The following is a 13162-nucleotide window of genomic DNA, read 5'->3' as shown; positions in this document are numbered from 1 at the left end:
GTTTACTCTCCTTCTAATTTTGCTGAAGGTGGCGGTCCTGCAATGATAACGTCATCACTAATTGGTAGTGGTTTTGAACTTTTTGAGTCAAGTGCTGCGCTTGCAATACCGGCACTGGCCATGCCTCCACTTAGCATCACAGTGCCAGTAATTATCATAGGTACAGCAACTACAGCGGTTGAAACGGCTGCGCCTGTTACCAAGCTATCGCCCACAGTTAATACGCTGTATTTACTAGCTTGGCTTGTATGATGGCTGGCGTTTGACGCATTGTCTGACGCGACACTTACTGGTGTAAAAATGAAAGAAGCCAGTGTGGCGGCGGTAATTGAAACTGTTTTAAATTTTTGTCCTAGCATCTGAAAACACTCCGTATTGCTTTGTTGCTATCTAAATTAGCAAACTGGACGGACTTGTATACTTTCTTATACTTTGTATTAATAGAATATACTTTAAGTATTAAAATCTAACACTATGAGCCAGATCCCACTTGTTTCTAACACCGTAAAGCAGCTTCTTAAACAGCAAAAATTGACTTATAAAGATGTCGCCAATCACCTTGGACAAAGCGAAGCCACCATCAAAAGAATGTTCGCAAACGAGCTATTCTCATTACAAAAGTTGGAAAGTGTCTGCGAACTTTTAGATGTAACACTCTGTGATTTATTTGTTTTATCTCAATCACAACAGTCACAGATCAGCCAATTGACCGTCCAACAAGAACAGGAGTTGATAGACAATCCAAAATTGTTTTTGGTTGCCGTATGTGTTCGGGATGGCTGGGAATTTGAAGATATCATCATCAAGTATCAAATAGAGGCGCTCGAATGTGTCCGTTTATTGGCGCATCTTGACCGCTTAAAGATGATCCAATTATTGCCAAACAATCGATACAAGTTACTCATTGCCCAAGACTTTAGCTGGATACCTGGCGGTCCTTTAGAGTCTTATATTGAACAACACGTATTGGGAAAGTTTCTACAAGGGGAGTTTAATCAAGAAGACAGCTACCGATTTTATCTGAGAGGTAGTTATAGTGACGCGACGATAGCGACCATAAAACGTAGGTTGCAGCAGTTGACTAAGGAGATTGCACAGTTAAATGAGCAAGATATAAAACTACCCCTGAGCAAACGCAGAGGTGTTGGGTTATTACTAGCGATGCGGCCATGGCAGTTAGGTCAATTCAAGAGTATGTTGCGAGACTCAGACGACTAAAGAGCAAAAATTGGTGGGTTTAAGTTGATTAAAATGCAATTACGAAATACCTTATAAAGGTACTTTGTGATAGTTTGGCTACATAAATTATTCCTGCGACATTATTTATACTTAATTCGTATGCATTTTTTACATTGCTAGTCGTTGTTATTAGGGTGTTAAAATCAAGATTGATTAATTTTTTCTAATTATTTAGTATTGTATTTCTTGGCTCTCAAAGCAGAACAAAAATTAATAATGATGCCACCGAAATTGGTGGTTTGACGGGTCTTACATGGAACAAAATAGCTCTTTCGCTCAATCCGCAAGTTGTTTAAAACAAGCTGTACCTTTTATGGTTAAGTACCAAATACCGTTATCGCCTATGAACTATGCGATTTGGTATTGCTATGTTTTGGGAAAAGAGCCTGATCTCAATCGAAAATTAGAGGAGATCCTTGCGCAGCATGGTACTTGTCCGTCGGATCAGGCTAAGGCGCTGTTTGATGAGTTCTTAAGTGAACAAGACCTTGCTCTGTTCCACGAGATGTCAGACCTAGTAAAGGGCACACTTAACAATGTTGAACAAGAGATCAATAACACATTGAATTGCTCGGAAGAGTTTTCAGCTGTTTTGTCTGAGTGTCATGTCGGCTTACATCAACTGAAAAAGCAAAATACTACTGCTGGGCCGGAAATCTATAATGATGTACTGAATTATGTTTCTAAACTGACCCAAGAATCTATTGTTATGCAGCACAATGCCCTGTGTTTTCAGAAAAAACTTGAAGTTGCATATAGTGAGATAAAGCAACTGCAAGATACCTTAACGGATGCGCAGGAAAAAGCGAGCACTGACAAGTTAACTGGCTTACTCAATCGAGGAAAGTTTGACGACGATATTATCAAGTTTTGTGATGAAAGTAGCCAGTTACAAAAGGTGCTGATCTTTATTGATATTGATCACTTCAAACAATTCAACGATGAATTTGGTCATCAACGCGGCGATGATGTTTTGAGAAAAGTAGCGCAAAAACTTCAATTGCACAGTGAAGCCGAAGGTGAAGCATATCGTTACGGTGGTGAAGAGTTTTGTATTTTAATTTCCTTTTCTAGTATTAGTGAAGCTGTCGGGTTTTCTAACCGAATTCGTGAGGACATCGCCAAACTGTCACTGAAAGACAAAGAAACAGGCGAGGTTTTAAAACATATTACCGCCAGTTTTGGTATTGCATTATTCGGCAAGACAATGACTTGGCACAGCTTGGTCGAATGCGCGGACAAAGCGTTGTATCTTGCTAAATCCCATGGTCGCAATCGTGTAGAGGTAGCTGGTTAAGCTACTTCTAAAATTATCTTTTTGAAACGCCAGACTCCAACCCGCCAATTTTTCTAGGCGTCATACATATTATCACCACCTGTTTTAGACTTTATCATTATTCTATTCTTTGCTATTAAAATAGTAGACATAAAATTCGTAACCTGACTTTCCTATATTATGCCTTCATGTGCTTCCCGAGAGTGTGAACGAGTTGAAATATTGGGTGATATTGCTTCTCAACCTAGGTATTTTTGATGGTCTGCAGTGTAATAACTAACAAGTTATTTTTTCATCTTTTTTTAACCTTATCATCACGTTTGTTTCAATTTTAACCACTAATATATTTGGCTTAAAGATTAATGAATTGCCCTTTTTTTGATCTTTAAAGTTAAAAATTTGAAAATAAATTGCATTTTAAATTTGATTTTTGAGTTTTTACTTGGTAATCCTTGTATAACGAAACACGAAGTCGTTGGGGTGTGTTTGCGTTATTAATATAATAAAAGTGGAGCGTACGTCAGTGAATTTAATCAAGCGAATTTTGCTTAGCAGTTTTGTGTTAACGTTGGTGGGTACAAGTGTCGGTGCCAACGCGAAAGCCTATAAAACTGTGCTAGTACATGGTTTTCAATCTCAACAGTTGACAGCCATGGATCCGAGAAAAATCGACAGTGATGGTGAAGCATACTGGGCTGAATATTGGGGAGGCCTAGCCGACGAACGCATCGATTGGCCGTCTTATGAGCGTGTAGAAGGCAAAATTGCAAGTGATTACTTGTGGCCAAAATTACGCACTATGTCGGAACAAGGTGTTTGTCAGCCAGGCTGTATCTTCTTGACACATTCAACAGGTGACTTGATCACTCGATACATCATAGATAACCAAGCGAACTGGCTAGAAAATGCAGGGCTTGAGCCACTAAATATTGTTGCTACTTTCGATGTTGCGGGTGCGGGCGGCGGCAGTGAATTAGCGGACCTAGCTGTGAATGTTGCCAATGGTTTAGCAAACCCAGTTGTAGAAGCCGCTGTTAGAGCTTGGCTTGGACGTTCTGTAGGTCAAACGCTAGGCGTCTTAAACGATTTAAAAGTGAACAATGCGCGTCAAATTGCGAGTTTTCCGGGAGATCGCACACCTAGACTCAGATTTGTTGCAGACGGAGACTTGTACTTCAATGCTACGAAGCTATTTTTACCGGGTATTGATGACAGTGTTGTAGCGGCTCATTCTGCATGTGGTGCTAACCAAGTTGCGGCATTTGACAGTTGTAGTGTACATGTTGGAATGGACGGAAAGCTAACCAGTCAAGATGACGGCGTCAGACACTTTTTACCTTATCACTATCCGATGTTAATGAGTGACAATTATGATCATTACTCAGTGATATTGAATCAGGCAAAAGGTAAAGTCACAACTGCCAATACTTCAATTAATGTAGCGCCAAACAAAAGCGTGGCATTTTCTACTTATGAAGAAGAAAAAGGCTTTTGGCTATGGAAGAAGAAGTACAGGTATGTAAGACAATCTGACAACACCAGTATGTCAGCGCTACTCTTTGCTGCAATTCCAGAGTAGGCATTATGAAGAAAATTGTTGCCGTTGTAACAAGTGCCCTGTTGGCACTTGTTATTTGGCGAATACTGGCGCCAAATAACAGCACTCAGCCGATGCAATCAGTCAGTGAGCCAAAAGCAGTAATAGATGTTCAAATACAACAACCTGATGTAGCCTCGATAAACAAAGAGCCAGCCACAAGTGCAGTCGAAATGTCTCCATTTCAACTTACCAGCACACAAAAAGCAGCAAAAGTCATCGCTTCTAATTACCGAGAAACGTTACGTTATGCACCTTATTCTCAACCCTTAAGCATTCACGATATTGATCGTTTGGAACCCAATCGTTTTGTTCCTGTCACGGTTCCGAATTCTGATCTGAGCGGGACGATTGCATTGGCGCTCAACAAATACAGATTTACATATCCAGAGCCTATTGAATTGCAGCTGACCGGAGAGGGTATTTCTCGGGCGAAGGTGATTGTAAGTTTGGTTGATGAAAAAAACAAAATACTGTTTGAGAAGGGATTGAGTGTCTCGCAGGGACAAGCCAATACCAAATTGCCAGCCAAAGAAGCTTTTAATGGTGATATACAATTGAAAGTGATCGCAGATGTGGGGGGAGATCCCATTACTATTGTGGCACAGGCAAAGTATGTACAGCCGAGTGCAAAACTTGTCGGGTTAAAATACATGGATGTGCAAGGTAGTGACTTAATCATTGCTTTAGAGCTAGAAGTGGAGGATGCGGGTATCTATCGAGTGCGAGCCAACTTATTTGATGGTGGAACGCCTTTGGCGCATTTGGTGACAAAGTCAAAGCTGGCTAATGGAAAACAGGAAATCGCGCTAAAAGCCCATCAATCTGTATTGCCTGATCTAAGCAATGACCTCAAACTGATGACTTTTATTGTTGAACGCATGTCGTCAGTACCAGGGGAGCGAACCCGTTATGGTGAAAGTTTAATCACAGAAATTTCATTGCACGCAGCTGATTTGTCAGATTTAAAAAGAGAGCCATACAAACCCAGCGACAAGGAGCGCGCTAGTTTGCAATTTTTAGAGGGGATGGCGCAGCAAACCCCTCTATAACTTAGTTTGACACTGTCTTAATCAGTATTAAACCTGCCTACAAGTTCATTGAGGTTGTTAGCGAATATAACCAGCTGTTTTGCGCCATCGTACAAGGTGTCAGCGGATTGACTCACTTGCTTGATTGACTGGTTAACGCCTTCAATTTGAGTACGACTGTCGCTTGAGTAAGCACCTTGTTGCTCCGCTTGTTGCGATATATTGGCGATAATGGGTTTGACCCTCGATATCGAATCTGCAATTTCTTCAAAAGCCTGATGAGCTTGCTCAGACTGTTCGATGGCTGATTTGGACTCCTCAACGCTTAAAGTCATATGTTTAGACACCGCTCTGGTTTTTTCAGTGAGCTTTGTGAGTACTTTTTCAATGTCTTTCGTCGCGTCATGAGAGCGCTGGGCCAAAGTACGTACTTCATCAGCAACTACTGCAAAGCCTCGCCCTTGCTCACCGGCACGAGCAGCCTCAATGGCGGCATTGAGCGCCAGTAAGTTGGTCTGTTCGGCAATCGTTCTAATGACTTCGAGAATATTGGTAATATTGTTGCTCTGATCTTCAAGCTCGCTCATTGCTTGAGCTGAGCTACCCAGTGAATCGTTTAACGTGGCAACTTGTTTAACCGTGCTTTGAATGAGCTCATTGCCCTGCTGAGCATGTGAATCGGTATTGGATATTTCACTCAGTGCCTGGGTACAATTGTCATTGACCGTCATGGCCATATTTTCCATGGCATGGGTGTGCTCAGCTGTCTGTTGAGAGGTGCTGGCTTGGTGATGGCACTGTCCCCGAATTTCATCAATACTGCCGTGAGATTGCTGAGCCTGCTCATTCAAATTACTGGCATTGTTCTTAATATCAATAACCAGCGCATTGATCGAATTTAAAAATTGGTTGAACCATGAAGCAAGCTCGCTGATCTCATCATTGCCAATTATTTGCAGTCGTTTTGACAAGTTACCTTCACCTTGTGCTATTTCCTTGAGCCCCTCTGAAACCATTTCAATGGGGTAGACGATTTTATTGGCAAGTACAATCGCAATGACGATGAACAGCACCAACATAATTAGTGCGATAACACTGATATTGTAAGACATTGCGTAGGCTGAAGAGAGAATTTCGTCTTCATCCATCAAAGCAACGAAGGTCCAATTTAATGTTTTAGAATAATATGATTTAGCCATCATCTGTGTTTCGGCGTCTTCGATGGCGACAAGTGCATCCTTATGTGAACTGCTCATATTTTTGATGGCTTGGTATTTAGGTGATGACAGGTCAGCGACATTTTTGAAGTTGCTATCTGGGTTCTTCGGATCGGCCAGTATCGTGCCATTACCGTCCAACAACATTAGATATCCGGTATCTCCTAGCTGAATACTACTTACAATATCGGTTAATGTTGCCAGCGTGACGTCCAGTGATTGTACGCCGACAAGTGCACCGTCGCGTTTAATCGCCGTGGCAACCGATACCATAGCTTGTCCTGTGACGCCCTGATAAGGCTCAGTAATGACGACCTTGTCTGACGCTTGGCTTACTTCTTGATACCAAGGGCGTTTGCGGGGATCGTAGCCGCCAAGTGGTTCAGCTGGGTATTGAATAAAGCCACCTTGAGCGGTGCCAAGATATACAAATAAGAGTTCTGGGTGGGTCACGCCAAAACTTTCAAATAATTGAAAAATCTCGGCTTCGTTGTCTCCAGACGTCTCAGGGGTCATCATTTTTTCAGCGCCAAAGTATGTGCTGGTGTCGTCACTGACATTCACGACAGCTTGGCTTTGTGCTAAAAATCGCGCGTTGTTTTTCATTTGTTCGAAAAATAATACGAAGGTATTTTCAACCTGACGTATTTCACTATCGGATGAAGCGGTGAATCGCGTGAGAGATTCTTGCTTAGTGCGCGTAATGCTCATGATAGATATTGCTAATATTGGAACTATCACCGTCAGGACAAAACTACTGATGAGCTTTTTGCGCATTCTCATAACTAACTCCTACATCAATGCTTTTAAACAGTATAGATGTTGATTGATATCTGCGTTAGCCAATAAAGAGATAAAATTTCAGAATCCAATGTTGAGGATTTAACAAGTAAAAACGCCTTTTATTGCGTTTATTAAGCCATTCACCATTCATTTCGAAGAAGGTCAATAATTAACCGACGTGCTCCCTTTTCAATATGGAGTATAAGTAGCTATCGACACACCTGTCTTGGAGTAACATATATTCGCGCAAGCAGCCTTCTTTTTTCATTCCGAGTTTTTCCATCAGTTGCCATGAAGCGGTATTTTCAGTGGCGCAAATAGCCGTGATTTTATTTAGGTCGAACTCTGCGAATAGCCTCGAAATAAGTGCACTCGCGGCTTCAAAAGCATAGCCTTTTTTCTGTTTCTTTGGGCTCAATCGATAGCCTATTTCGCCAATGCGGCTAGCCAATTGGGTATGCTTGAATAACATTTCGCCAATAAAGTCACCCGATGATTTGCACTCCAATGTGAGCAGCAATCTTTGCCCTTCCAGATTTTCAAAAGGTTGTCTTGCTTCTTCAATGCGTTTTTTAACATCATCGAGGGTTTCCGGTTTGCCGATATATTTTGATGTTTCTAGGTTCCGTCGAGAGTCATAAACAGCGTGCAAATCGGAGGACTGTAGAGGTCTTATAATGAGTCGTTCGGTTTCGAATTGCATGGTGCTTCTCCTTGAATACAATGATTTGGTTTTGCTGCAAAAGAGAGATGTTTTGCAGCCAATAGTACGATGATAGAAATTGTTGCGACAATAATCGCTATCGAGTCAGGACCGCTAATTAAATATTGATTAGCAAGCCAAGCAATTACTGAAAATATCAGCAATTCGGTGGCGCCCACAAGTGCATTGGCGGTACTGGAACGTGATGTATGGAAGTGTCCGACATAATACATATAGCTGGGGAAGTACCCACCAAAAATAAACAATATGGCGCAATAAGCGAAGATCACGGCGTATACAGAACCGTGAAAAAATAGGAAAGTCAGCGCACTTATTGGCAAAGCAGGCCATAAATAAACAACAACTTTTAAATGGGAGACCCGTTTTTGCATGACTTTGGCAAGGGAAGAACCGATAAGTAGACCACCCATACATACCGTCATCGCTTGACCAATTTGCTCGGTAGTAAAGTTAAATTGATTCCTTAAAAGAAAGGGGAAATAAAGCTGAATAGTCAAATATAAAAATGTCGGCGCCCATTTTAATACAGCCATAGATACAAAAAAACGACTGAGGGAGATATCGAGATACTGTTTTACAAGTGCAGCGGGGCGCAATGATATATTTGTAGATTGCTGCGCCGGAAAGACAACCAGACCAAATGCCATCACAAAGCCATAATAGGCAATGAGAGCAAAGGACATTCCCTGCCATGAAAACATGTCTGCGAGCGTGCCTGAAATCAGAGGTGTGATCAATGCAACTAGGCTGGCGGAAATGGCTAAATTGCCCATAGAGCTGTTTAGCTTATTGCCTTTAAACGTAGCGTATAAAATGGCTCTGCTGACTAGTACGGGGGCTGCGCTGCCGATGCCCTGTAACACTCTACCGGCTAAAAAAGTGTCGGCATTAGACGCCAGAGCACACAGCAATGTACCCAGTATTAAAATGATTTGTCCGCAGATAAAAATTGGTCGACTGCCATATTTATCACATAACGGGCCGGCAATTAATTGTGCTGCTCCCAATGAAACAAAGAAGCTAATTATAATTGCCTGACTTGCTCCCTCAGTAAGTGCAAGGTTTTGCGTGATATCTGGCAATACGGGCATAAATATTTGACTGGCCAATTGAGAGCATGACAGTAAAAAAGCGGCCAAAGCAATATATCTATTCAAGGCAGTTACTCATGGTGGGGCACAATAGGCGCTACTATAACCTGCTTTTAATGTCCTAAAAATAAGGTAATAATTAAAAGACTTTTTCTTGATAGGAAATAATATGGATTGGCTAAGTGCTGTGCGCAGCTTTGTTGTATTATCGGATATGGGCAGTTTTACCAAGGCCGCAGATGTCATAGGTGTGTCTGCGTCGGCAATGAGCAAGCGAATTGACTGGCTTGAGAAACAGTTGGGTCAAACACTTTTTGTGCGTACGACTAGGCAGGTAAGCTTAAACGAAAATGGCATTCGTTTTTTGTCCTATGCAAGAAACTGGGTCGGGCAGTTTGACGATATGCTCGAGCAGGCACAAGGGAGTGAGCTTGAGCCGCAAGGTACCCTAAAAATAGCAGCGACCCAAGCCATAGGCAGTAGTTTATTAATGCCTGTCATTAAGCAGTTTTTAGATAAGTATGAAAACCTCACAATTCATTTGAATATATTGACGCCGGGTTCTCCGCCAGATCTCGAACATGATCTGGTGATCACCAGTTATTATGAAGAGTTTGATTCTGCGGCTCACAAAGGAATTCGATTGGCTGACTATCAAATGACGGTATTCGGAGCTCCTAGCTATTTATCACAATGTGAAAAAATAACGGCCATTGAAGATTTGGCAGCCCATAAGATGTTATTGAGTAATTACTACCAGAAGAAAGGCGGGATAATTTTAGAAGACGGCAGCTTATTTGATTTTAGTCACTACAATTTTGTCTCTGACCATCTTGATGCATTGATGAAGGCAGCCATTCAGGGGATGGGGTTAATTTTTATCTCCCCGCAATATGTCGCCCGAGAGCTAAAGCAAGGGGTTTTAATTCCGGTCCTGCCAGATTTGAAATCAGAGGTGAAGCAGCTGTGGGCTTATTACCCAAACACCCGCTTCACCCCATATAAAACTAGGCTTTTTATTGATGAACTAAAGCAAAGTTTAACGCGACTAAAAACGGTAATTTAGACCAGCACTAAATTGGAACTGACTTAGTACGTCACCATCAAAGTGCCAAATACAATTGTCTTGTGTATTTGGGTCATCGTCGCAGACAACTTGAGAAGTATTTTTTACAATGGTTGCCATCCATCTAAGCTCGGTAAAGGCGTGGAAACCAGCACCAATATGATAATCAATGCCAGTGAATAAACCTGATGCAAAAAACTCATCCGCTTCGGCAAAGTTTGGCGTGATACGGTTTACACCAATCTGTGCACCGACATAGCTTGATAAACTGTCATTGATAGGAAGTTCGATAGCGCTTTGGAACAATAAGTACTCCATGTCAACTTTTGCGATGGCGTTATCAGCAAATTCAGTTTCATTGAAACTGTAATACATGCCATAACGTGTTCGGTTGACGAGTCTATCGACAGATATACCAAAGTGACTGTTGTCTTCAAGGTCGATTGTGAGGTCTTTACTGGTTGTTAAGTCGTGATTGATAGAGTGCCCTCCGAAGATAGATACTCCAAAGCCTGTATCCGCAGCTTGTGCGAATTGAGCTGAACTTAATAAACCGATAGAGGTAATGAGGCAGAATATATTTTTCATACATAATCCTTTTATGCGTATTGGGGCATATTTTGGCATATATCTTTGAATAAAAGGAGAGAAAACTGAAATTAAGTACACAAGTTTTATTGCTAGGCGAAATTAGTTTACATTGTGCTTCTAGTCCTTTGGCACGCTTTGGCAGATTCCGTGTTGAGTGGTTTGAAATTGGTTGCAAAACATTGAAATAAAGGTGTGCTTATAGGTGTTTTAGTGGGGAGCTGGGTAATGAGTAGCCTTGCAAAAGACAATTTTTTGTCCTGAGTTAAAGCGATCCAACATTCACTAGAATTAGCCTAAACCATCTGTGATGCATGGCTGGATCGCTGAGCAATCAAGTCACCTTGTTCTCAGAGCGCAAAAGCTGTAGTTTGCACTCAGAAAAAAGGGGGGATTACCAAGTTGCTTTATACATGTTTTTACCAATGTAGCTTGCAACAAACTTAATATCTTTTTTAACGACCAATCCGTTTGAAATTGTTTCAGCTGTGCTTTGAGCAACAAAACCATAGTCATTTTCAAGTTTAATTGATACTAGCTTGTCTGTAAGTGCCGCTTCGTTTCCTTCAGCAATCAGGTTGATTACTTCAGTGCGCAGTGCACTGTTCATAGCAATTTGCCATACCAAAATACCAATACGTGCTTGTTCTTCAACATCAGCAAGAACCGGCGCGTCAGCATCTAAAGAATCAAAGTTTTCGTTCGCCTCTAAATCTGTAAGGTCCGAAAATGCACAACGGTAGCCAACGTTTGCAAGTACCAGTGAAATTACATCGTTCGAATCTTGTTGTGCACTGCCTTCAACAATATAGTTTGCAAAGTCTTCACTCATTACAACGCTTGTTTCGCTGTCGATCGGAACACCGTTTGATTCGAAGAAGTTGGTCACTGTGTTCTCATCAGTTAAAGCCACATTACTACTCGGAATATAGTAAATATTCGCTAGCAATAGTTTTAGAGCTGGCTTCGCGCTTAACTGTGGGTATAAGTTTGAAGTCGCAATACGTAGATCGGTTCTTACGATCATGTTCTTTTGCATTTCTAGACAACTAAAACGGTCTTTAATAGCCAGTAGTGCAGACATTTTTTCTTCAGTTAAAGCTTCTTGAGTCATTTTTGTATCCTAATTAAATAGTTTGGCGTCACCAGACAATTGGATCCAGTCGGGCAACGATTTCAGTTTACTATCATTTAAAAACATAAAGTCTTGTTCAGCAGCATCACTGTGACAAGCAGAGCAATTCTCTTCTTGGAAGAAAGATTCCATAGTGGTGTTAGATAAGTTAGTTGGTGACATAACTTTATCTTTTAGCCATTGGCTTGCGACCAGCTCGTAATTGATAAAATTAGAGTTATACTTTTTCAATCGCTTATGCGCTTGATCATTGTAAACTTGCTTTTGGCTGGCTATTTCTCTTGGCAACTCTAGTGTGTTTACGATTTGAGAAGTTGTGCTGTCCGGTGATGGGCTGTTTATTTCACAGTTGGTTTGAGAAAAATCCCACTCGCTGTTGTTTTTACATGTTTTCTCAAGCGCGTTAAATGTTTCTTTGTTGGTTAAATCGATATTGAATAAGTTCCAAGATTGCTTAGTCTCAGAAAGCTTCAAATCACTGGTTTTAGGGGCGTTATTTGTATGTTCATAGGTAGACCATGACCAGTTATTTACACGGTTTCCATCGATCTCAGTATATTGGCTTGGGATCGATTTATTGACAATGTGCAAGCCAGCTAAACCTACCACTTCTATAGAGCACGCCTTAGACGTCGGATCGACAACTAATGCGACACTGCTATGAAAATCTGCAACTTGTGTTTTATCAAGTAGCATCCAAGATGCTTTAAGGAACATTGCCCCTCTTTGCGTATTATCGTAATTTCCTATCGCGAAATCATAAGGCTTGGCAGGGTTTGGTTGAGATAGGAATTGCCAAGATTGCTCGTTTAAGTAAATTTGATAGAACACGGGTTTGTTATTGATATCGTATAATACGTCACCGTGTGCGTCGGTGATATCAAATAGTGCCTCTACTTTAGAATTGACCGGAATATTTGGGTTATTTTTGACGAATTTTGAAAGTGCAGAGTCACCATTTTTGTCTTTTTCAACCAAACTCTGGCACTGTTTTGGAATAAAGTAGTTTAGGCTGTTCCAGCTGAGCTGCTCGTTTTGCTTTTGGCTCAATTGTAAATCTTGCAAGCGTGGCCAAGTTTGCCATACCGGCAGGTGGTCTGAACTAGTGGTATAGTCTGCATCTAAATCAGGCAAGCCAACTTTGCCTTTTTGGGAAGGCCAGTTCACGGCATAAAATTGCTTGTATGCAAAACGGGATGCCGATGTATCTGTGGGTGTATTTTCAATTGTGGCTGGATAGCATGGTTTTAATGCATATTCACTGAGTGATCTAGAATCACACTCGGTAGTTGGCAGCATATCCGATGATGCCACTGCTGTGCTGTTTGCTGTATCAAACGCAAGCAGGTTTGTCGCACACAAACCCAGCAGTGTGACGGTCATTAATTGAATTGTTTTCATCTGTATTAAGCCCC

The 13162-nt window shown here is 41.4% G+C and carries 12 protein-coding genes; 5 read left to right on the top strand and 7 right to left on the bottom strand.

The features are described from left to right. Window positions 1-2 precede the first annotated feature (2 nt). Complete coding sequence (locus N483_RS07210; RefSeq protein ID WP_023401432.1) at window positions 3-359, bottom strand: hypothetical protein; 357 nt, start codon at window positions 357-359, stop codon at window positions 3-5. 115 nt (window positions 360-474) lie between these two features. On the opposite strand from N483_RS07210, the gene N483_RS07205 reads away from it, so the two are divergent. The 4 genes from N483_RS07205 (at window position 475) to N483_RS07190 (ending at window position 5164) form a co-directional block, all read left to right on the top strand. Next, complete coding sequence (locus tag N483_RS07205) at window positions 475-1218, top strand: helix-turn-helix domain-containing protein (RefSeq protein ID WP_023401433.1); 744 nt, start codon at window positions 475-477, stop codon at window positions 1216-1218. A gap of 274 nt (window positions 1219-1492) precedes the next feature. Then, window positions 1493-2536 carry a GGDEF domain-containing protein gene (locus N483_RS07200; protein ID WP_023401434.1) on the top strand — a complete coding sequence of 348 codons (1044 nt, stop codon included), beginning with the start codon at window positions 1493-1495 and terminating at the stop codon, window positions 2534-2536. Window positions 2537-3038: 502 nt separating this feature from the next. Then, complete coding sequence (locus tag N483_RS07195; RefSeq protein WP_023401435.1) at window positions 3039-4094, top strand: hypothetical protein; 1056 nt, start codon at window positions 3039-3041, stop codon at window positions 4092-4094. 5 nt (window positions 4095-4099) lie between these two features. Next, window positions 4100-5164: a hypothetical protein gene (locus N483_RS07190; RefSeq protein WP_023401436.1), complete on the top strand. Its 1065-nt coding sequence runs from the start codon at window positions 4100-4102 to the stop codon at window positions 5162-5164. Window positions 5165-5181: 17 nt separating this feature from the next. On the opposite strand, the gene N483_RS07185 is transcribed toward N483_RS07190, so the two are convergent. The 3 genes from N483_RS07185 to N483_RS07175 all read right to left on the bottom strand — a co-directional run bounded on the left by N483_RS07185 (window position 5182) and on the right by N483_RS07175 (window position 9024). Continuing rightward, a complete protein-coding gene (locus tag N483_RS07185) occupies window positions 5182-7143 on the bottom strand; it encodes a methyl-accepting chemotaxis protein (protein ID WP_023401437.1) in 1962 nt (653 codons plus the stop codon). A 169-nt stretch (window positions 7144-7312) separates the two neighbouring features. After that, on the bottom strand, window positions 7313-7846 hold the full coding sequence (locus N483_RS07180) for a GNAT family N-acetyltransferase (protein WP_023401438.1): 534 nt from the start codon (window positions 7844-7846) through the stop codon (window positions 7313-7315). Beyond that, on the bottom strand, window positions 7816-9024 hold the full coding sequence (locus tag N483_RS07175) for an MFS transporter (RefSeq protein ID WP_063383323.1): 1209 nt from the start codon (window positions 9022-9024) through the stop codon (window positions 7816-7818). Before N483_RS07175 ends, N483_RS07180 begins: the two co-directional genes overlap by 31 nt. A gap of 103 nt (window positions 9025-9127) precedes the next feature. Here N483_RS07175 and N483_RS07170 point away from each other — a divergent pair, with 103 nt between their 5' ends. Further along, entirely contained in the window at window positions 9128-10024 is an 897-nt protein-coding gene (locus N483_RS07170; protein ID WP_023401440.1) for a LysR family transcriptional regulator, read from the top strand. Here N483_RS07170 and N483_RS07165 read toward each other — a convergent pair. The 3 genes from N483_RS07165 to N483_RS07155 all read right to left on the bottom strand — a co-directional run bounded on the left by N483_RS07165 (window position 10007) and on the right by N483_RS07155 (window position 13148). Beyond that, window positions 10007-10612, bottom strand: a complete 606-nt coding sequence (locus N483_RS07165; protein WP_023401441.1) for an outer membrane beta-barrel protein — start codon at window positions 10610-10612, stop codon at window positions 10007-10009. The genes N483_RS07170 and N483_RS07165 overlap by 18 nt on opposite strands. A 394-nt stretch (window positions 10613-11006) precedes the next feature. After that, complete coding sequence (locus tag N483_RS07160; protein WP_023401442.1) at window positions 11007-11726, bottom strand: hypothetical protein; 720 nt, start codon at window positions 11724-11726, stop codon at window positions 11007-11009. A gap of 9 nt (window positions 11727-11735) precedes the next feature. Then, window positions 11736-13148, bottom strand: coding sequence for a hypothetical protein (locus tag N483_RS07155; protein WP_023401443.1), 1413 nt, complete (start codon window positions 13146-13148; stop codon window positions 11736-11738). Window positions 13149-13162: the final 14 nt, after the last annotated feature.

The organism is Pseudoalteromonas luteoviolacea NCIMB 1944 (assembly GCF_001625565.1).
GTDB classification, from domain to species: domain Bacteria; phylum Pseudomonadota; class Gammaproteobacteria; order Enterobacterales; family Alteromonadaceae; genus Pseudoalteromonas; species Pseudoalteromonas luteoviolacea_F.
The sequence above is the reverse complement of the archived record's forward strand: the minus strand, read 5'-3'. Positions and strand labels throughout refer to the sequence as shown.

Coding starts and splice junctions, on each gene's coding strand:
- N483_RS07185 (WP_023401437.1), bottom strand. CDS start 7,143: ATGAGAATGCGCAAAAAGCTCATCAGTAGTTTTGTCCTGACGGTGATA.
- N483_RS07155 (WP_023401443.1), bottom strand. CDS start 13,148: ATGAAAACAATTCAATTAATGACCGTCACACTGCTGGGTTTGTGTGCG.
- N483_RS07170 (WP_023401440.1), top strand. CDS start 9,128: ATGGATTGGCTAAGTGCTGTGCGCAGCTTTGTTGTATTATCGGATATG.
- N483_RS07160 (WP_023401442.1), bottom strand. CDS start 11,726: ATGACTCAAGAAGCTTTAACTGAAGAAAAAATGTCTGCACTACTGGCT.
- N483_RS07210 (WP_023401432.1), bottom strand. CDS start 359: ATGCTAGGACAAAAATTTAAAACAGTTTCAATTACCGCCGCCACACTG.
- N483_RS07180 (WP_023401438.1), bottom strand. CDS start 7,846: ATGCAATTCGAAACCGAACGACTCATTATAAGACCTCTACAGTCCTCC.
- N483_RS07200 (WP_023401434.1), top strand. CDS start 1,493: ATGGAACAAAATAGCTCTTTCGCTCAATCCGCAAGTTGTTTAAAACAA.
- N483_RS07205 (WP_023401433.1), top strand. CDS start 475: ATGAGCCAGATCCCACTTGTTTCTAACACCGTAAAGCAGCTTCTTAAA.
- N483_RS07190 (WP_023401436.1), top strand. CDS start 4,100: ATGAAGAAAATTGTTGCCGTTGTAACAAGTGCCCTGTTGGCACTTGTT.
- N483_RS07165 (WP_023401441.1), bottom strand. CDS start 10,612: ATGAAAAATATATTCTGCCTCATTACCTCTATCGGTTTATTAAGTTCA.